Source organism: Methylomonas sp. LWB, assembly GCF_001856095.1.
Taxonomy (GTDB): domain Bacteria; phylum Pseudomonadota; class Gammaproteobacteria; order Methylococcales; family Methylomonadaceae; genus Methylomonas; species Methylomonas koyamae_A.
In genome coordinates, this window is sequence record NZ_MKMC01000089.1 from 140,647 (window position 1) to 161,289 (window position 20,643).

Here is a 20,643-nt window from a genome sequence, read left to right on the forward strand (position 1 = left end):
GATTTATTAAATGGAAGTCATGTCCCCGTACGCCAAACCGGCCGACATCGAAAAGTTTTTGTACAAATTGGTGTTGCAACTGCTGATATTTAGCCAGGGCAGCCACAAATTATTGGAACCCCATTTGGTGACGATAGGCGGCAAGCTCAGAAACGGCGCCAATTTGAACGATTTGATCGGCGACTTACACTCGGTTTCCAAAACCCTGCTACATATTTCCAAAACCAAACAGGACGTCAAACCGGAAACGCAAACCTACCCAGCCGCCCAGGACGATTATCTATTAAACCGCCTGGACGAACTGCTCGCCGAATCCGAAGTACCGCTACGCTTCCAGCAACATACCACGTCATTGCGGCAACGCATTCGAGAACGCGACGGCGAACAATCCTATCGAAAAGTTATCGATTCGGCATTCAGCCTGTTGTTGAACGTTCGGGATTTTACCGTTTCCGAACAATCCGGCGTTGATGCGTTCTTATCCGATTTGAGCAATCAATTGATCGAGATCGAGCAACAAGCTGAAATCGCCAGCGAAGCGAATCGACTGTCGATCGATAGTCGCGACTCGTTGAATCATTCGATACAACGCCAAGTTCACGATTTTCAGGATACGATGCGTTCTGTCGACGAATTGAGCAGCGTCAAAAGCAAGACCGGCGAACATCTGGATCGGCTGTTACTACAACTGTTGGAACACAAACAGCAAGAAGATGCCAGACAACAAGAAGCCCAGCTGAAGATTGAGACGATGGCACTCAAGCTGATGGAACTGGAATCGGAAACCGAATCGCTACGGACCAAACTGAAAATTGAACACGACCGCGCCTTGGGCGATCCGTTGACCGGGCTACCGAACCGCGCCGCCTACAACAACCGGGCCGAAATGGAGCAAAACCGGTGGCGCCGCTATCGTTCGCCGTTGTCTCTGGTGATTTGGGATATCGATTATTTCAAGCGCATCAACGATACTTACGGACACAAAGCCGGCGACAAAACCCTGACCCTGGTTGGTCAATTGCTGGCTAACAATTGTCGCGAAACCGATTTCGTGGCGCGCTATGGCGGCGAAGAGTTCGTGATGTTGATGCCCAACACCAGCGCGCTGCAAGCACTGGAAGTCGCCGAGCATTTGCGGAAAATGATTCAAGGATGCGGCTTTAATTCCAACGGCGAGCAAATCGATCTGACGTTAAGCTGCGGTATTAGCGCATTCGACAACGACGATACGCACGACGATGTCTTTGTCCGAGCCGACAAGGCCTTGTACCATTCAAAACGCTTGGGCCGCAACCGATGCACGGTGTATGCGGCCGAGATTGACAACTAACCGAATCGACTTGTTTGTTTCGACAAAACGGCTAAATTCGGTGGCAATAACGATTACGCGTAACTTACCGTTCTCGTAAACTTTTGAAATAGAGCTACCGGCTCCAAGCAACGATCGAAAATACCGATTGCCTCGTCACAGGAAATGACTTCCTGCTGACTATCCAGGATAAAATTCGCCAAACTTAATATACATTGCCAATGGCAGGAGTTTTCGACGAAACGGAAAGCCTGTTCCAGCAATTCCTGCATTTTTTCTTCGCGCTGAGCTTTGGAAGCGATGAAACATTCCAAATACCCTTCGGCTTTTTCCAAGTCGCTGTAACCGCCGTAATTATGTAGGGCTTCAAAACTCATTAGACCCAGGTTGAAAACCTCGTCGTCTCGAATAGCCACATATTTAGCTTCGGCCAAAGGCCCGACCAATAAGTTGACGACATCGGCTTCGTAAGCCCTTTGACAACTATGCTGATAGGGTTCGTCGGAAAATGTGGCGAAACTTTCCAGCACCGCTATCGGCAAATTTTGAATTAAATTGCCATCGACGACTTTGGCGGTAAAGTATCGACTATCGAGGCTGGGACGTTTAAGTTGGATTTCGAAAAATACCGGGGGTAATTGTTTTTGGCGATTGCCTAAATGTATCGCGGCGGCATGCCCCGCTTCATGGAAAGCCGTCCGCCGATTTAGCTCGTTGGGATGAACAAACGCGGACTTAGTAGAGCAAAAGTTCCGTTCCATAAGTAACCTCGTCCAAAAAAAGATGCGGCACTGAGGCCGCATTGAGGAAGGATATTAAACTCTTTACCCTTTAGGAGAGGGAGCGCATACAAGAGTTGCACATAGTTTATTGGCATCCTCTCGATTTGGAAATGTGACAAATTGCCGCGCGGCAAACTGTCACTCGATCCGCGTCAAAATTACTTCGCACACGGTTAGCCCGGAATCAATGTCATTCGGCGCGGTGACGATTGGTCCAGAACGGCAGCGACAACGTTACCAAGCAACCTAACCAGCTCAAGAGTTGCCGGTTATATAAGGTATATTCCAACGCGACCGGTAAACCTGCGGACAATCCAGGATGGGCCTGGATAAAATCTCGGCCGCCCAAGAAGGCCATAGCTTCTCCAAAGACCATCGCCAAACAGGCTAGCATCAGGAAATAAGCGATCAGCGGATCGCGCCGACGACCTAAATTCCAACCGATTAATTGATCGAAAGACAATAGCTGACGATTGATCTTGCCGTGCGCCAGCCACTGACAAGCCATCAAACCCAGGATACCGAGCGCGGGTATTGCAAACTGTTCGATTGGAAAACTCAAATATCGGCCGTGAAAAGCTAAACCGTATGTTTTATAGAACGCCAAACCGATAAACAGCATATACGCGGTGCGCAAGATATTGGCCATTCCGAAATCGCCGGCTTTATCGCGTAAAATCGCCGAACAACGATACAACAACGCGGCCGCCAAACCGGTATTGGCAAGCGTGATAACCACGGTATAGGCGCGTTGCCAAACGCTATAACTGGTATACCAAAGAAAGTCGGCCAAACCCACCAAACAGGCGGCAAACACTTGGGCCAACGCCAAAAACAAAATCAAGCGACTAATAGGCAACGTCGCCAGTGAATTTCGAAAAAGCCCAGCCGCCAACAGCAGCAATAACGAGGCGAGCGCATAAGTAATCGGCCAATCCGGGTTTTCGTAAACCGGTCCGGTCAACGGAAACACCGGCTCCCTATCGACCGACAACAAACCCCAATTGGCGCCGACCACGCCTTCCAGCTCGCTTTTCCAGGGTTGGTTGAAGGCTTCCACGATGTTGTAGTCGAAGCCGTGCCGATTGGCGACCTGTATCATGCCGCGAATGAACTTGGCTTCGTTGACCACGCCGGGTACCGCCATGCCCCGTTGCCGCCCGGCGCTGGGCCAGCCCGACTCGCCAATTAATATCGGCTTGCCCGGTGCCACGCCGCGCGCTTCGTTTTCGACTTGGCGAACGATCTTTTCCAAATGCTGGGAGGCGTTATCGACCGAAATCGGCTCGTCCTCCCAATAGGGCAAAATATGGATGGTGATGAAATCCACCTCGGCGAACAACTTGGGATGCTTCATATACATCGACCACACATCGGCGTAAGACACCGGTTGCTTGACCGCCCGCTTCACCTCGCGGATGTAGCCGATCAGCCGATCCACGTCCAACTCGCCGCGCAGCAGCACCTCGTTACCGACGATGACCCGTTTGACCACATCCGGATTGGCATTGGCGGATTGGATCAACGCATCGACTTCCTTGCGGTTATCCTTATAACCTCCGCCTATCCAGGCGCCCTGTATCATTTTCAAGCCGGATTTGCGGGCCAAATCCGGCGTCGGCTGCAAACCGCCCAGACTCGAATAGGTGCGGATGGTTTCGGTCTTATCGGCCACCACCTGCAAATCTTCTTCGACGTGTTCGGCGAGCGGATAAATCTCTTCTAGGGGACTATAGCCCTCGCGGAATGGCGCGAACGACAAACTGCGCAGTTTGCCGGAAGGCACGTCAGTACCCGCGTCTTGCGGGCGATTGGACAACCAGTCGTAACCGCCGTGAACGGCAAGTATCAACAATAGGAACAGCAGGATTCTGGAGCTGGGCATGATAGCGATGAAATCAGTGAAGAAGGCCGGATCGGCTAGTAATTTGCTAGCGTCGTGGAATTATAAAGGGCATTGTTTGGTTTGCGAAAACCGCATCTATCCAAGCGGCTCCGGTAATAAAGAATTGCTGTACTTTGCCTATGGGTTCTGGTTACAGTATCGCGCTTTTCTAATGTTCTTGGCCGCCACCCGGGTGGCTAGATAGTCGTCTGCTTTATGAGGTTTTTCTATGCATAAAAAGGTTATCCCCATGCTGTGTGGGGCTCTGCTGCTGCCGTTGTCTCCGCTTGCCCTAGCGGTCGCCGACAAGCTGCCGAGCTCGACCAGCGTTAAATTGGGTGCGGCAGAGGAAGTTTGTTCGGAATTTACCGATGCCAAATGGCGTGACGCGCAAGTGATCGACGGTGTGGAAATACAAGAATCACGGATGTGTAACCCAGATAATCCCGCCGAGGTCGCGGCCTTCGTCAAAGGCACCAACAATATATCGATGGCGACGCTGATGGAAACACAGTTGGCCGCCGACGCGCTGACTGTCAGCAACGATATGGACGGCGACGGCGATCCCGACCATTACATCATCAAGCTGGAAATCGCCGAACTGAACGGCCATTCGCCCGACATGCGCGAACCGACCACCACTTTCGACATCGCGCCCGGCATTCAACCGACCTTCTGGGTATTCGCGCCGAAAACTCGCGACATGTCGACGCTGAGTCTTTACGAACCCATCGCCAACCCTCTGCTCAGAGCGCCGTCGCCGACGATCAGGGTCGAGCAGGGCGATATTGTCTGGATCGTACTGGAAAACAATCATTACTTTCCGCACTCCATCCATTTGCACGGCATCGACCATCCCTACATGGATCATAGCGGCGAAGGCAACGACGGCGTCGGTCAAACCAGCCAAATGGACGTGCTGCCCGGCCAAAGCAAAACTTACGTGATCAAGCCGCGCCAACCCGGCACGATGTATTACCACTGCCACGTCCAACCGCATGTCCACATTCCGATGGGCTTGCAAGGCATTTTCGTCGTCGAGGAAAACCGGCCAAACAACTGGGTGCAAGTTTTCAACGTCGGCAACGGCCAGGTTCGCCATCCTTCGGTCGCCGTCAAGGAAAAGTACGCGGCCGAATACGACTTACACTACCAGTCCGCCGACAAGGAATTGCACGAAATGGCTCGGTCGGCCAATGATCCGCGCCTATTGGCGCGCCGCTTGAATCAGGAATACGACATCACGGATGCCAAGCCGGATTACTTCATGCTGAACGGGCGCTCGTTTCCGTACACCTTGCGGGAATCGTTGATTCTGATGGAAGAAAACAAAAAGGTGAAACTGCGGGTTCTCAACGGTCATGAAGAAGCCTTCGCGCTGCACATACACGGCCACAAGCCGATGGTGACGCACTACGACGGCGTCGATAACGGCCCGTCTTCATACATCAAACGCGACGTACACGGCATGGTGCCGGCGCAGCGTCTGGATTTGGAACTGAACGGCGTCGACGACGGCCTGAATAGCTTCGGTCAAGGCGTGTGGATGTTCCACGACCACGTCGAAAAATCGTTCACGACCAACGGCATGGGCGAAGGCGGCGACATCAGCTTGGTCGTCTACAAAGGGTTCATGGACGAACGGGGCATACCCAAAGTTCACGGCATGAGTCTGGCGCCTTATTTCACCAAGGAATTCTGGCAAGGCAAATTTCCGGCCTGGCAAGATTACGACGCCTGGAAAAGTTTAGGCTTGCCGGAAATCACCACTAAAAAGCAGGCCGCTTTCGTGCCGCCCCCGCCGGTAGCGCCGAAAACCGACGCAACAGCGCAACCGACCGGCTCGGACACGTCGTTCTTCGGTCAACTGTTTAACGGTATTCTGCTTGGCGGCTTGCTGTACGCGGCTTACATCAACCGCGAACGCATCCTGTCGATGTTCGCCAAAAAATAATGCTGCACGGCTCCGAGCGCCTCGCTCGGAGCCGCTCCCGCGTCAATAAACGTAAAACTGCCGCATCATCCCCAAATCCTCGTGCTCGAGGTTATGGCAGTGGTAAAGAAACAAGCCTTTATAATCCTGAAACGGTTTGGCGATTTCCACGACTTCTCCCGGCATCACCAGCACCGTATCTTTCCAACCGCTGTCGATAAATCCGTCCTTGACGCTGGCGTAGCCATCGGTATCGGCGGCATGTCGGGACAGAATCTGATATTGCTGGCCGTGTAGATGAATCGGATGGGCCATATTCATCATCGCTCCGCCCATTCCCCCCATATCATGCTCGGGGTTCCGGTCGGCGTCGCCTCCATGCCGCATACCGCCCATCATACCCATGCCGCCACGGTGACCGCCGCGGGAATGGTCGTGAAAAATCCGGATCTTCTTGATCGATCCCAACGGTACTTTCTCGGCTTCCACGACCCTGTCCATCGCAAACGACATGCCGTTCAATAGCGGCCGCATCGGCTGCATCGAAAGCGCGATCGGCAGCGGGCTATCGGCATTGTCGGTGTCGGCGGCGGTCAAGCGCCGGAACGGCACCAGTTTTTCCGGCAATTTCGGCGAATCGGAGACTTTTTCGGTAACTTCGAATACCGCGATTGGAAATTTAGCGCCTTGGTGTATACCGCCGTGCATCATGCCTCCGTGCCCCATCCGTTCGTACATCGCCGGCATCGCCCCGCTGTACGGCAGACTATATAGCGTCAATTTCGATCCGACCGCGCGGCCGCTGAAGTCCAGCCACAAATCGATACGCTCGCCCGGCGCCAACATCAGATAGGGCCGGGTTTCCGGCCGGGCCAGTAAACCGGCGTCGGTAGCGATGGCGGTCAGCGGCGTGCCGTCGTCCCAGCCCAGCTTATAAATTCGGGAATTGGACCCGTTCAAGGCCCTGAACCGATAGGCCCTGGATTTGACTTGAAACCCGGCGTTCGGCTTGCCGTTGACTAGAATCGTATCGCCGAGAAAGCCCATCATCCGTTGCGGCATGCCGTGTACATAACGGAGCTGGTTGCGGTTGTCGAAGCTTCGATCTTGTATCACCAGCGGTAGGTCGTAGTCTCCGTCCGGCAAATCCAGCTTGGCTTCCTCGACGTCCCGGACCACGATCAACCCCGACAATCCCCGATAGACCTGCTCGGCGGTCAGATTATGCGCGTGCGAGTGGTAAAAACTGGTGCCGGCCGGGTTACGTACTTCGAACTCGTACACATACTGCCCGCCCGGCGCTATCGTATACATCGGGTGGCCGTCGCTGCTTTGCGGAACATGCAAGCCGTGCCAATGTATGATTGTGGCCTCGCTAAGCTGATTGGTGAAATAAACCCGTACTTTCTGGCCCTGCTGGAGGTTCAAAATCGGCCCAAGGTAGTTGTTGGGCAATTGCACGAGGCTATTCGCCGGGCCCTTGCGCACAGTACCGAAAAATTTCTGCACCGCCGTCGCCGGTCCTTGGTTCAATATCTCGACCCGAGCGAGCTTGGCCGTGAAGTCCAGCTCGACGTCCGGATGGAAACCGGCCGTCGGGGCATTTCGAAGCGTCTCGGCACTCACCCATCGCGGACAAGCCGCCCACGCACCGCCCAGGGCGGAATACTTTAAAAACCGGCGTCTGCCGGCGTCGATAGACATGGATGTACCCATGAGTTCCCCCCTTCCTCGTTGTGATTGGCTTAATCGATAAGCTCTCGTTATTGACGCCGACCATACTCTTTTTCCTACCCCTAAACAACGCCCTATTACGCCAACCGAGTCCCTTACCGCGAAAGGTCACAATCCGGATTTGGGTGTTAGAATGCTCGGCTGGGGGCGATCTCTAATCACCGGCCGCGCGGCAAAGCGCCCATCGCGGCGGTGCCGGAATCTAAGCAAAGAGGAAATTATGCGTAACTGGAAACTGTTACCCGCGTTCGTGGCGGCGACCTTGGTCGCCGTTGTCGTGTCATACGTCGCGTTTTACTTCGTGTTTCTCGATTTTTTTGTCGATTTGTGGTGGTTTCGTTCGCTGGAATTCGAACCCTATTTTTGGCTGAGATTACTTTATCGCTTCATCTTCTCCGGTGCCGTGACGGTATTCTTCTTCGCCGTCTTCATGTTCCATTTCTGGATCGCCTCCCGCTACCTGGGCCTAAATCCACCCGACGAGGTGCTGCTCGACGACGGCAAACGTAAACGCTTCCAACGCTTCGCCGAAATCTTCATGAGCGGCTCGACCAAGATCTACACGCCGGTATCCCTGCTACTGGCGATCGCGATCGCCGTACCGTTCTATCTGCAATGGGAACAAGCCTTGCTGTTTTTTTTCGGCAACGCGTCGGGCGTCATCGATCCGGTTTACGGCAACGACGTCAGCTTTTACATGTTTGCCTACCCGATCTACATACTGATTCAGAAAGAGTTGCTGATCACCGCCACTCTAGTGTTGGCGGCCACCGGCGTGCTCTATTGGCTGGAGCACATCTTCGTTCCCAACCAGAGCAAGGAATTCCCGCTTGGCGCGAAAATCCATCTGGGCGCACTGTTCCTGTTCGTCGTTGCTTTCGTGATCTGGGGATATTTGCTGGAGCGTTTCTCGCTACTGTACGTGGACAGCAACGAACCGGTGTTTTTCGGCCCCGGCTTCGTTGAGTTGCACTATCAGCTGCCGCTGATCTGGCTGGAAATCTTCTTCGTGGTAGCGATCGCCGCGGCCGCGCTGTTCTACGTGTTTTCCGAACGCCATCGCAGCAAGGTGCCGGCGGTGCTGGCGACCTTGGGTTTACTGAGCGTGGGCGGCTTGAAACACACGCATTCTATTCCCGAGATGATCGAGAAATTCATCGTCAAGCCCAATTTTACGCGTACCGAAAGCGAATCGATGTTGAGTAACATCGACGCCACGTTGGCGGCATACGACCTGAACAATATCAAAACTATTGATTTTCAGGTCAATCTGGACGCCACCAAGGACATCGAAGAGTGGTCGACCAAAAAGCATTTCGAAAATATTCCGGTTTGGGACCGCGAATTTTTGATCGACAGTTACATGCAATTGCAAGGCATACGGCCGTATTACGTGTTTCCGACCGTTGACGAGGATCGATATTTCATCAACGGCCATCATCAACAAGTCAATCTGGCCGCACGCGAGGTCAATATCGAACGCCTGCCCAAGGAAGCGCAAAACTGGGAAAACAAACACTTGCGCTATACGCACGGTTATGGCGCGGTGATTTCGCCGGCCGCTCAAGATGCCGGCATCCCTATCGTTTGGTATTTGCGCGACCTGAACATGAGTTCCGAAGTTGGCTTCTCGGTCACGCACCCGGATATTTACTACGGTCAGGAAAAGTATCAATACGCGATCGTACCGAACAATTTAACGGTCAAGGACATTTCCAGCTCGCGCGACAGCAGCAACTACGAAGGCAAATCCGGCATCCCGATTCCATCGTATTTTCGGAAAATGTTGCTGGCGTTTTATTTGCGGGACGAAAAGATCTTTTTCTCGCCGAACATTTCCAACCAAAGCAAGGTGTTGATCCGCCGCAATATCGACGAGCGGATTACCGCACTGACGCCGTTCCTGCATCTGGATAAAGATCCCTATCTGGTCGTCGACAAAGACCGGCTCTATTGGATTCAGGACGCTTACACGCTATCCAATTACTATCCGGTCTCCAAGCCGGCCGCCGACGATTATTTGGACGGCAAGCATAAATTCAATTACATTCGCAATTCGGTGAAAATCGTTGTCGACGCCTATGACGGCGACGTCGATTACTACATCTCCGATCCCAAAGATCCGATTATCGCCACCTATAATCGGGCATATCCAGGGCTATTCAAAAAGCTCAAGGATATGCCGGACCAACTGCTGCAACATTTGCGTTATCCGCGCGATCTGTACTACATGCAGATGAAGATCTACGCAAAGTATCATCAGCGCAGCCCGGAGCTTTTCTACGAGCAGGCCGAAACCTGGGAATACGCTAGCGTGGACGGCCAATCGGTGTTGCCTTATTTCATTACGATGGACTTCGACCGCTGTAACGACGAAGAAGAATTCGTCATGATCAATCCAATGACGCCGGTGCACAGAGACAATTTGAGCATGGTAGGCGTTGCCGGCACGATGGACCCGATCAATTGCGATCACAGCTACCAACCCGGCTTGACGATATTCAAGTTTCCCAAAGCGGTCCAGGTCAACGGTCCATCCCAGGTCAATGCGCTGATCGACCAAAATCCGGAAATCGCCGCCCAATTCACGCTATGGAACCAACAAGGCTCCGAAGTTCGGAAAGGCCGTATGGTGATATTGCCGATGGGCAATTCGATATTGTATGTGCAGCCGATTTATATGTTGGCGACAAAAACCCGGATACCGGAACTGGCCAGGGTCATCGTTTCGATCGGCAATCAAGTGGTAATGGATAAAACTCTGCTGGCGGCCTTCAGCCGAATGAAAGACTTGTTCGTCAAAGGTGCCAGCGGTTCGTCTTCCGGCACCTCGGGCGATGAACCGAAATAGCTTGCCGCCGGCTGGTTGGACCGGCGGTAGCGAAGATCGGTCAATGCAGCAACATAGAACAAAGCCGGTCTTCAAGTTCCATCCGCTCGGCTAGATGTTCGCCGAGTTTGGACAGGTCGCTGGCTAAATCGTCGGTCTTGAAATTGCGCCGACCGTCGTCGTAGCGTTCGCTGAACGTCACCGCCGACTCGGTGGTATTCGAGTACACCGGATAAATCTTACCTGCGTAAGACAGCAATTCCGACGCACCTTCAGCGTCACTCAATACGTGCTCGTAGATCCCAAAATGACCGAGCGACACGTAATCGATCAGCAGTTGCGAGAATTGGGATAGCATCGGCCTAACCTGACCAGCATCGCTGAAAGGTTTCATTTCCGCGATTTGGCAATACAGGGACCAAAGCGCGCTACGTTCCTCGCGCAGGGCTTCAACCCAGTGCAGATGGGTGGATGTGGTTTCGGTCACTGACGAATGGGATGCGATCACGGTACGTCTCCTTTTCAAATTGACGAAGTCTAAATTTAAGTGAGTTATTAATAAGCTTCAACAATCTGTTAATTAATAAAGATAATTTTCTCGAAAAATGTGACCCACTCTGCACCTTACCGCTTTGTTTTTACCGCGCTCGCCTGCGAAGCCAAACCGCTGATCCGAGCCTGGAGTCTGAAAAAGACTTCCGACAGTTCGGCATTTTCGATGTACACCGGCCCTGCCGGCACCGTGGTCGTCAGCGGTATCGGCAAAACGGCGATGGCCGGCGCGGTGGCGTATGCCTTAGCCCTGCGGCCGGTAACTAATCCGGTATTGCTTAATCTCGGCGTCGCCGGTCATCCGGAATATCCGATCGGCCACGTCTGTTTGGCCGACAAGGTCGTCGACGCCGACACCGGCCGCTGTTTCTTTCCGCAGTTGCCGTTCGACGTTCTCTGCCCGACCGCCAGCCTGATCACCTCGTCGAAACCGAACACGGCATACCTCCAAGACGCCTTATATGACATGGAAGCGTCGGCGTTTTACGAAACCGCCGTCCGCTTCGGCAGCAGCGAATTGATCCATTGCTTGAAAATCGTCTCCGACAACCCCGGTCGATCGATAGCGGCGATTAGCGAAACTCAAGTCGAAAGCTGGATAGGCACTCAAGTGCCGATGATCGAGAACGTACTCGGACAATTACAGGGCTTACGTCGGCAAATCGCCGTGGGTGGCGGAAACGATTGGTATGACGCTTGTCTGGCTCGTTGGCATTTCAGCGTCAGCAATGCCGGCAAACTGAAGAACCTGCTGGCTCGGTGGGACCTACTGACAAAACACGCCGAACCCGACTGGGACCCTTCTACGTTGAGAAGCGCCGCCGATGCGTTGAATTGGCTGGAAAATAAATTGGCGGAGATGCCGTTTTCGTTGCGCGAAACCGACGGGGGATAAAAAACAGGGTGCCAAAGGCACCCTGTTAAAAAACATTACAGCAATTTTTTCAGACCTTCGGTACCGGCTTTAGCTTTTGCCAAATGCTCTTTCGCTTCTTGCAGGTTCGCGGATTTCGCGGAAGTGATAGCTGCTTTCAGGTGACCCCTGACTTTGGAGTTTTCTCTGGAAACTTTGTCGTTGGCGTTGATTTCTTCTGAGAAATCAGCGGCTTTTTTGATCAGAGCCGCAACTTCGGCGTCTTCCGCGCCGTTGTTGATTGCGGCTTCGGCTGCACTGATGCGCTCGATCACGATGTTGACCGCGTCGATTGGCTTATAACTAACCCGGCCTTTGTCGGACTCGGCGCTGGCCGAAGTCGAAAAAGAACCCATCGCGACAGCCAAGGAGAAAGCGACAACAGCACTTTTGAAAATTTTCATGTAATAAACCTCACAGTTGTTTTTATTAAGAACATAGACTGGTTAATAGACCGCGTTAACCGCCATATGTCGGGCCGGGATAATAGCATAGATCATGCGGTTTGCGACCCGTTTATTACCCCTAAATGACCTCGAAAACGGCCATTTCCTTTAAAATACCAATGTTATTCGACGCTGACCAGCAAGCGGTCCAGCCAAGCCGTCGGCAACAGCCGTTTCAACCAGGCGAACACATAGGTCGGCAGCGTGACCGGATAACGGCTGCGCGGCTTTTCAGACTCCAACGCATGGCGGACTTTTTCGGCCACCGCCGTCGCCGGCAATGTAAACGGCGAAGCCGGACCTTGTTTTTGCAGTCGGGCTTCCATCGCCAGATAAGTGTCTCGATGCGCGCTGTGTTCCGGATCGATGTATTTTTGGTAAAGCGCGAAAGCGTTCTGCCGGAAATTGCTCTTGATCGGACCGGGCTCTATCAGCACGATGTGAATGCCGCTGCCGCGCAACTCCAATCTCAAGGTATCGGCCAAACCTTCCAACGCGTATTTGCTGGCGTTGTACGCGCCGCGAAATTTCATCGCCACAAAACCCAGCACCGAACTGTTGTAAATGATCCGGCCATGGCCTTGCTTGCGCATCAGCGGCAAGATCAGATTGGTCAATTCGTGAGTACCGAATAAATTGGTTTCGAACTGATGCCGCAACACCTCGCGGCTCAAATCCTCGACCGCGCCGGGCTGGCCAAACGCGCCGTTGTTGAACAAGGCGTCGATTCGACCGCCGGTCAGTTCTATCAAGGCCGCGACGGCCACCTGGATGCTGGCCGAATCGGCCAGATCCAGTTGCAGGCATTCGTATCCCTCCGACCGCAAGCGTTCGACATCTTCGGGTTTACGCGCCGAGCAGATTACCCGGTGACCGCGCTCGCGTAAGTAATAGGCGGTGCTGTAGCCGATACCCGACGAACAGCCGGTGATCAGCACGATTTTGCTGGAGGTCATGGTGGACTTAATTCCGATTCAGTGAAAGTAAAGGTCTTACCGCTGCTGCAATTGATCAAAAACACCAATTGTTCCAGCTTGCTCTTGGCGGTCAATTCGTCGGCTTCGACCCGTTGACACTCGCCGCTACTCAAGGCTTTTTGCGCGGCTAGCCGACGGAATTTCTCGACATCCGGCAATCGGCTTTCGAAAGGCTTGACCTGAGCCGGCAATTTTTCGGGATCGTAAGGCGGAATCGCAAACGCCGAAAACTGCAATGGATTCTGCTTGATCAGCGCCTGCGTCAATTCGGCTTGCGCCTTGGCGTCTTGCTTACGCTGGACGATCGCGTCCAGCTTGGCCTGTTGTTCGGCCTGTTCCTGCAAGGATTGCTGTTTCTTCCGTTCGGCTTCCTCGGCCTGCAAACGCTCGCTGGCGGTCAAATCAACCTTGCCGCCGGTGATGGTATTGACCTGCTCGGCCTTGTGTTCCTCGTTGCAGGGCGAGGATTGGTAATTGGTATGGCCGGAAGCATCGGTGCATTTATAAACGCCGGCCCAGCTTTCGGCGGCCAGACACAGGGTTAGAAGGCAGAAAAGTTTTCTCATTGTATTCCTGTCGGTTAAACGCTACTGTAAAACTATTACCCAGCTTACGCCGCCTGTAAATCATTTTTTTCCACCGCCGATGTTCGTTCTGCACAGCTCCAACAAAACTGAAAACCTGCTGGAGCATTTGGCGACCGTCATCGGCGCGGCACCGCTGGCGTCGCCGTTCGCCCCGGAAATTTTCCTGATTCAAAGCCAAGGCATGGAACGCTGGCTGTCGCAACAACTGGCCGAACGATTTCAGGTCTGGGGCCATTTTCGCTATCTGTTTCCGGCCAAGTTTTTCGGGGAACTGGCGGCTCGGCTGCACGAGCAACTACCGGATGCCGATTTCGACCGCCAACGCCTGCTGTGGCGTTTCGAAGCCTTGCTACGCGATCTCGACGACGAAGTCTATCAGGCTCCACGCCAATATCTAGCCGGCGACAACGTCGATTTGAAACGCTACCAACTCGCACTGCAACTGGCCCGGCTATTCGACCAATACCAGATGCTCAGGCCAGACCTGCTCAGCGCCTGGCAAAGTCGGCAAACGTTGTACGACAACGACAACGAGCGTTGGCAAGCCGCGCTGTGGCGCCGCCTCTCGGCTGCCGGCGGCAAACATCGCGGCCAGCACTGGCTGGAAACGATCGCCAAATTGAACACGGCACCGCCCGGCACTTGGCGGCATGATTTACCGGAACGAGTCTCGGTGTTCGGCGTCAACAGCCTGCCGCCGTTGCTACTGAACTATTTGCAAGCCTTGTCGCGCCATTGCGACGTGCATCTCTACCTGCTGAATCCGGTGCAAGGCTACTGGGCCGACCTGCCCGGCAAGCGGCTGTTGGCGCAACGTCAAGAATTCGACGGTCACCCTTTATTGGTCAGACTAGGCCAACAAGGCCGCGAATTTCAACAAATGCTGTTGGAACAAGTCGAGTTCGCCTTCGAACCCAGCAGCTTCGAAAGCGCCGACACCGCCGGCTTGTTGGGCAGCCTGCAAAACGACATCCTCGCCAATGCCGGCGCCGCCGCCGGCCCACAAGCGGCCGACGCCAGCTTGAGCATACACGCCTGCCACTCGCGGCTGCGCGAGGTCCAAGTTCTGAAGAATCTGCTGCTGGATGCGCTGGAAAGCGACCCCAACTTGGCCTTGCGCGACATTGTCGTGATGGCGCCGGACATTCAATTGTACGCGCCCTTCATCAGCGCGGTTTTCGACGATATTCAGCACGCCGTCGCCGATCGTAGCCTGAAAATCAGCAACGCCGCGCTGGATGCCTTCGTCCGCTTTCTGGCGTTATCGCAAAGCCGGCTGGGCTGGCAGGCGGTGCTGGATTTGCTGGAACAACCATTGATCGCCGCCGGTTTCGATCTGGACGACAATGATTTGGAGCTGATTCGCCACTGGCTGCTCGACACCCGAGTCCGGTGGGGGCGCTCGGCCGAGGCCAAACGGAGCCAAGGTTTGCCGGCGATTGCCCAAAACACTTGGCAGGCCAGTCTGGAGCGGCTGTTTGTCGGTTACGCGGCCGCCGACACCGAGTTCATCGACGGCATTCTGCCTTACCCGGACATCGAAGGCGCTTCGGCCGCCGCGCTGGGCGGACTGGCCGACTTCCTGAAACTGCTGTTTAGGGCAGGGGACGAACTGACCGCCGCCAAGTCGCTGGCCGAATGGTGCAAAACCCTGGATTATTACGCCGGCCGCCTGCTGGCCGGCGCCGATCCGGCCGACCGCCAGCCCTTGCAGGATCTGCTGGCCGAACTCGCCGAACTGGCCGACATTCACGACCAACCGGTAGCCTTGAGCGTCGTCGTCGCCTGGTTGAGCGGACGCCTCGACGAAACCAAGTCCGGTAACGGCTTTTTACGCGGCCAGCTGACGTTCTGCTCGATGCTGCCGATGCGTTCGATTCCGTGTCAAATCATCGCCTTACTGGGCATGAACGACGGCGAATTTCCCAAACTCGACCGCCAACCCACTTTCGATCTGCTGGCCGAACATCCCCGCCTCGGCGACCGCTCCCGGCGCGCCGACGACCGCTACCAGTTTCTGGAAATCCTGCTGTCTGCGCGGCGCCGGCTGATTCTGACTTACGTTGGCCAATCGCAACGCGACAACAGCGAAATCCCGCCGTCGCCGATCGTCAGCGAATTGCTGGACGTGTTGCGCGACCATTACGGCTTGGCCGATCCGGTCATCCGTCATCCGCTGCATGCCTTCAGTCCGCGCTATTTCAACGGTGCCGAACCGACCTTGTTCAGCTACGCCGGCCACGATTGCGCAACCGCCGCACAATTGCGCGGCGAGCGCCGCCCGACCGAAGCCTGGTGGCGGGGCGAATTGGAAGCCGAACCGTTGGCTATCGTCGAAATTGCCGAATTACTGAATTTTTTCCAGCATCCGCAACGCTATTTTCTGCGCCGGCAACTGGACGTAAGGCTGCCGGTGTTGATTGCCGATGCCGAAGAACGCGAGCCGTTCGCGGGGAACGGCCTGGACGACTATCAAATCGCTCAGGACTGGGTGGCCGCCGAGTTGGCCGGCCGGCCGTTTTCGCTGGACAAGCTGCAAGCCCAAGGCCGCTGGCCGGCGGCAGGTCCCGGAGAACTCGCTTGGCGGCGCCGCGAGCCGGGCGTTGCCGAATTCGCCGAGCGGATTCGGGCGCTGGCCTTGGGTGCCGCGCTGCCGGCCATCCATCTGGAATTGAATGTCGGCGACCAGCGTCTGATCGGCAAATTGGGCAATCTCTACGAAAACGGCGGATTGTTGTACCGCTACAGCAAACTGAAAGGCCGCGACCTGCTGGCCGCCTGGTTGCATCATCTGCTGATCAATCGCCGGCAGCCACAATCGACTTATCTATTGGCCGCCGACGCCGAACTGCATTTTTCCCCTGACCTAGCCGATCCCGCCCAACTACCCTATTGGCTCGGGCTGTTCGAGCAAGGCCGGCGTCGGCCGGATGCGTTTTTCAGCGAAGCCGCGTTGGCCTACTTGCCGCACGACGAACCCGAGCGAGCGCGCAAGGCCGCGCTGGACCAAATCGTCAACGCGGTCGCGCTGGGTTACGAGCCGGAGATTGCTCAGTTGCTGGCTTACCGCGACCTGGACAGCTTAATCGACCCCGACTTCGAAACCGCGTGCCGGGACTGGCTGCAACCGATCTGGAGGGCCGCGCATGGCGCATGAAGCCTTCGATGCGATCGCCACGCCGCTGAATACCGGCATCAATCTGTTGGAGGCCAGCGCCGGCACCGGTAAGACCTACACGATCGCGATGCTGGTGTTGCGTTTCGTGGTCGAACGCGAACTGGACATCAAGCAGTTACTGGTGGTGACCTTCACCAAAGCGGCTACCGAAGAACTCAAGGAGCGTATTCGCGCCCGTCTGGCCGAAGCCCGCCAGGCCTTACTGAACCCAACCGCCGCCGCCGATTCGACGATCGCCGCTTGGCTGGCCGGCTTGGGGCTAGCGCCGGACATCGTCCGCCAACGCCTGGACGCCGCGTTGCTGGACATCGATCAGGCGGCGATCTTCACGATCCACGGCTTCTGCCAGCGCGCCCTAGCCGAGCACGCGCTGGCCAGCGGCCAGTTGTTCGATTGCGAATTAAGCGGCGATATCGCCGAACTGCAACAGCAATGCGCCGACGATTTCTGGCGCCGCCGGGTCGCCGACCGGCCTGCCTGGCAAATCGCGGTGCTGACCCGTGCTTTTCCGACGCCGGATAGCCTACTGGCCAGCGTCGTCCGGGTCGGCGGTCAGCAAGCCTTTCAACCGGCCGACACCGATCTGGATAGACAACTAGCCGAACTGGACAATGCGATTGCCGCCGCCAGCAGCGGTTTGGCGACGCTGGCCGCCACGCTGCAAACCGCCTTCCCGGAGGGCCTGTTCAGCGCCAGCTTCGTCCGCGATTTTCCGGCCCGCTTTGAGGCCTGGAAAACCTGGCTGGCCGACCGCGCGGCCGAACTGCCGAGTCTGGACGGCCTAACCCGCGAAGCCCTGCTCAGCGGTTTGAACGGCGTCAAGTTCAAGACCAGCAAGGCCAAACCGCAAACGCCGGCCGAACAGAAACAAGCTTATCTGGACGGTCTCGGCGTCGATACGACAGCCTTCGATGGCTTGGCCGCGGCAGCCGGCCAACTGCAAGCCGGACTGCGCGCCGCGCTGTTGGCTGATTTACGCGCCACGCTGGACGGCTTGCTGCAACAGCGCAACCTGATGTCTTTCGACGATTTGATCGTCCGGCTGGCCGGCGCTCTGACCGGCGCCAACGGCGAATTGTTGATCGCCGAATTGCGTCGGCGTTTCGCGGCCGCGTTGATCGACGAGTTTCAAGACACCGACCTGCACCAATGGCAAATTTTCTCGACCCTGTTTGGCGCGCCGGATCTGTATTTGTATTTGATCGGCGATCCCAAGCAGGCCATCTATAAATTTCGCGGCGCAGACATCTTTTCCTATTTCGCCGCCCAGCGCCAAGCCGCGCAACATTACACACTGTCCCACAACTGGCGCTCGCATCCCGATCTGGTCGGCGCCGTCAACCGGCTGTTTCAAAGGCCAAGACCGTTTTTATTCGAGCAACTGGACTTTCACCCAGTCCAGGCCGGCCGAGGTAGCGCCGACGGCAAGCTCGCCGACGGCGCGCCGCTGGTGTTGTGGCAGTTGGATAAACATTCGGACAAACAGGCACACTGGACCGCGCGGCAGGGCAGTTCCAGCGAAGTCGCCGAACGGCTGCGCGCCGCGACCGTCGCCGAAATCGGTCGGCTGCTGGCGGACGGTACCATCGTCGAAAACAACCAAACTCGCCCATTGGCGGCCGGCGACATCGCGGTGCTGGTCCGCAGCAACCGCGCCGCCGCCGATTACCAAACCGCGCTGCAAAGCGCCGGCATCGCCGCCGTATTGAACAGCAAGCAGTCGGTATTTGCTTCCGAACAAGCACTGGAATTACATGCCGTGCTGCAAGCCGTGGCGCAAGCCGGCCAGTTGGAAGCCTTGAAATCGGCGCTGACCGTATCCTGGTTCGGTTTGACCGGTCAGGCGCTTTACCGCTTGTTGCAAGACGAAGCCGCGCTGGACGGCTGGATGAATCGCTTTCAGGATTATCTGCAATGCTGGCAGCGCCACGGGCTGCTGGCGATGCTGCAGCAACTGCTACGGCGCGAGGGCGTCGAAACCCGCTTGTCCGGGCAAATCCAGGCCGAGCGAGCGTTGACCAATATTCACCACCTGGCCGAACGTCTGCAACAGGCCGCGCTGGACGAGCATCTGGCGCTCCACAAAACCCTGGATTGGCTGCGGCGCGCGATCTTGCAAGCCGAGCGCGATAGCGGCGACGATCGGCAATTGCGGCTGGAAAGCGATGCCGACGCGGTCAAGATCGTCACTACTCACAGTGCCAAGGGTTTGGAATATCCGGTGGTGTTCTGCCCTGACTTATGGCGGCGTAGCGACCGGCTGAAAAACGAGCGCTGGCTGGTGCAATGCCACGAAGACGGCGCGATGATAGCGGATTTGGGTTCCGCCGAGTTCGAGCGGCGCCGGGAACTCGCCTTGCGGGAAGAACTGGCCGAAGACCTGCGCTTGTTTTATGTCGCCGTCACCCGCGCCAAATACCGCTGCTATTTGTTTTGGGCCGACGTACGCGGCAAGGAGCGGCCCAACGAGTCGGCGATGGCTTACTTATTCGAGTTCGCCGATCTGGATTTCGCCGGTCAACGGCAAGTCTTGGCCGGTCTGGCCCAAGCCGAGCCGGCCAGCTTCGAACACCGCCTGTTGGCAAGCGATGCCGGCGCGACTTTGATTCCGGCGGCCAAACCGCAACGGCCGAGCGCCGTTGCCGCACTGGAATACCGTCGGCAAACCCGGGACCTACGTAGCCTGTGGCAAATGAGCAGCTATACCGCGTTGGCCGAATCCGGCCACGATACCGCTCCGGAACTGCCGGCCGACAAGGCCGCCGAACCGGCCGACGCCTACGTCGAAGCCGGCGGCCTGCCCAAGGGCGCCGCCACCGGCAACGTCGTACACAGTTTGTTGGAGACGCTGAGCTTTCAAGCCTTGGCCGCCGGCACGGATTTGGGTCGGCCGCGCGACATGGCTTGTCTGCGCCACGGACTACACCTGACTCAACCGGAGTTGCTTGACCAGCTGCTAGCTGCAACAGTCAGCACGCCGTTAGCCGCGAACGGCGAGTTTCGGCTAGCGGATTTACCGGCCGAGCGCTGTATCAAGGAAATGCCGTTTTATTTGTCGCTGGCCTATCCTATCGATACCGGCCGCATCAACCGGCTGTTGGCCGGCTGTCCGACCTATCAAGCCCTGGCTCCAAAACGTCTGAACGGCTATCTAACCGGCTTCATCGACTTGGTTTGCGAACACGGCGGCCAATATTTTCTGATGGATTACAAGACCAACTCCTTGGCCGATTACGGCCACGACTCGCTCACGTTGGCGATGCGCGAACACAACTACGGTTTGCAATATTGGTTGTACAGCGTGGTGCTGGATCGCTATTTGCGGCTGCGCCTGCCGGATTACGACTATCAACGCCATTTCGGCGGCATCAAATATTTGTTCGTGCGCGGCATGCGCCCGGATCAACCCGGCCATGCGGTCTACGCCGACCGACCCGACCGGGAAACCTTGAACGGCTTGGCGGCAATTTTCTTCCCCGCCGGCTGAAACCCGGCCGGATTGAATTTGGGTAACCCT

At 56.0% G+C, this 20,643-nt stretch carries 13 protein-coding genes; 6 read left to right on the forward strand and 7 right to left on the reverse strand.

The window, feature by feature from the left end:
• Positions 1-10: 10 nt before the first annotated feature.
• Positions 11-1,330 (forward strand): GGDEF domain-containing protein, encoded by a 1,320-nt coding sequence (locus tag BJL95_RS22410; RefSeq protein ID WP_064031455.1) that lies wholly within the window; start codon positions 11-13, stop codon positions 1,328-1,330.
• A 53-nt stretch (positions 1,331-1,383) separates the two neighbouring features.
• On the opposite strand, the gene BJL95_RS22415 is transcribed toward BJL95_RS22410, so the two are convergent.
• Both BJL95_RS22415 and BJL95_RS22420 read right to left on the reverse strand, forming a co-directional pair.
• Positions 1,384-2,070 carry a hypothetical protein gene (locus BJL95_RS22415; protein ID WP_064031456.1) on the reverse strand — a complete coding sequence of 229 codons (687 nt, stop codon included), beginning with the start codon at positions 2,068-2,070 and terminating at the stop codon, positions 1,384-1,386.
• 211 nt (positions 2,071-2,281) lie between these two features.
• Positions 2,282-3,976: an exo-beta-1,3-glucanase gene (locus tag BJL95_RS22420; RefSeq protein WP_071160810.1), complete on the reverse strand. Its 1,695-nt coding sequence runs from the start codon at positions 3,974-3,976 to the stop codon at positions 2,282-2,284.
• Positions 3,977-4,205: 229 nt separating this feature from the next.
• Here BJL95_RS22420 and BJL95_RS22430 point away from each other — a divergent pair, with 229 nt between their 5' ends.
• Positions 4,206-5,930: a multicopper oxidase domain-containing protein gene (locus tag BJL95_RS22430; protein WP_064031459.1), complete on the forward strand. Its 1,725-nt coding sequence runs from the start codon at positions 4,206-4,208 to the stop codon at positions 5,928-5,930.
• Between the two features lie 42 nt (positions 5,931-5,972).
• Here BJL95_RS22430 and BJL95_RS22435 read toward each other — a convergent pair whose 3' ends face one another.
• Positions 5,973-7,625, reverse strand: a complete 1,653-nt coding sequence (locus BJL95_RS22435; RefSeq protein WP_254786881.1) for a multicopper oxidase family protein — start codon at positions 7,623-7,625, stop codon at positions 5,973-5,975.
• A 238-nt stretch (positions 7,626-7,863) separates the two neighbouring features.
• Between BJL95_RS22435 and BJL95_RS22440 the strand changes: the two genes are divergently transcribed.
• A complete protein-coding gene (locus BJL95_RS22440; protein ID WP_071160812.1) occupies positions 7,864-10,494 on the forward strand; it encodes a UPF0182 family protein in 2,631 nt (876 codons plus the stop codon).
• A gap of 40 nt (positions 10,495-10,534) precedes the next feature.
• Here the strand turns inward: BJL95_RS22440 and BJL95_RS22445 are convergent, their stop codons facing one another.
• On the reverse strand, positions 10,535-10,981 hold the full coding sequence (locus BJL95_RS22445; protein ID WP_254786882.1) for an Rsd/AlgQ family anti-sigma factor: 447 nt from the start codon (positions 10,979-10,981) through the stop codon (positions 10,535-10,537).
• Between the two features lie 99 nt (positions 10,982-11,080).
• Between BJL95_RS22445 and BJL95_RS22450 the strand changes: the two genes are divergently transcribed.
• Positions 11,081-11,920 carry a hypothetical protein gene (locus tag BJL95_RS22450; protein WP_071160814.1) on the forward strand — a complete coding sequence of 280 codons (840 nt, stop codon included), beginning with the start codon at positions 11,081-11,083 and terminating at the stop codon, positions 11,918-11,920.
• A 35-nt stretch (positions 11,921-11,955) separates the two neighbouring features.
• Here BJL95_RS22450 and BJL95_RS22455 read toward each other — a convergent pair whose 3' ends face one another.
• The 3 genes from BJL95_RS22455 to BJL95_RS22465 all read right to left on the reverse strand — a co-directional run bounded on the left by BJL95_RS22455 (position 11,956) and on the right by BJL95_RS22465 (position 13,927).
• Complete coding sequence (locus tag BJL95_RS22455; protein WP_064031462.1) at positions 11,956-12,342, reverse strand: hypothetical protein; 387 nt, start codon at positions 12,340-12,342, stop codon at positions 11,956-11,958.
• 164 nt (positions 12,343-12,506) lie between these two features.
• Entirely contained in the window at positions 12,507-13,340 is an 834-nt protein-coding gene (locus BJL95_RS22460; RefSeq protein WP_064031463.1) for an SDR family oxidoreductase, read from the reverse strand.
• On the reverse strand, positions 13,337-13,927 hold the full coding sequence (locus BJL95_RS22465) for a DUF4124 domain-containing protein (RefSeq protein ID WP_064031464.1): 591 nt from the start codon (positions 13,925-13,927) through the stop codon (positions 13,337-13,339). The genes BJL95_RS22460 and BJL95_RS22465 overlap by 4 nt, the downstream gene beginning before the upstream one ends.
• A 79-nt stretch (positions 13,928-14,006) precedes the next feature.
• On the opposite strand from BJL95_RS22465, the gene recC reads away from it, so the two are divergent.
• Together recC and recB are read left to right on the forward strand one after the other, a co-directional pair.
• Positions 14,007-17,105 carry an exodeoxyribonuclease V subunit gamma gene (gene recC / locus BJL95_RS22470; protein ID WP_071160815.1) on the forward strand — a complete coding sequence of 1,033 codons (3,099 nt, stop codon included), beginning with the start codon at positions 14,007-14,009 and terminating at the stop codon, positions 17,103-17,105.
• A complete protein-coding gene (gene recB / locus BJL95_RS22475) occupies positions 17,095-20,613 on the forward strand; it encodes an exodeoxyribonuclease V subunit beta (protein ID WP_071160816.1) in 3,519 nt (1,172 codons plus the stop codon). The genes recC and recB overlap by 11 nt, the downstream gene beginning before the upstream one ends.
• Positions 20,614-20,643 lie beyond the last annotated feature (30 nt).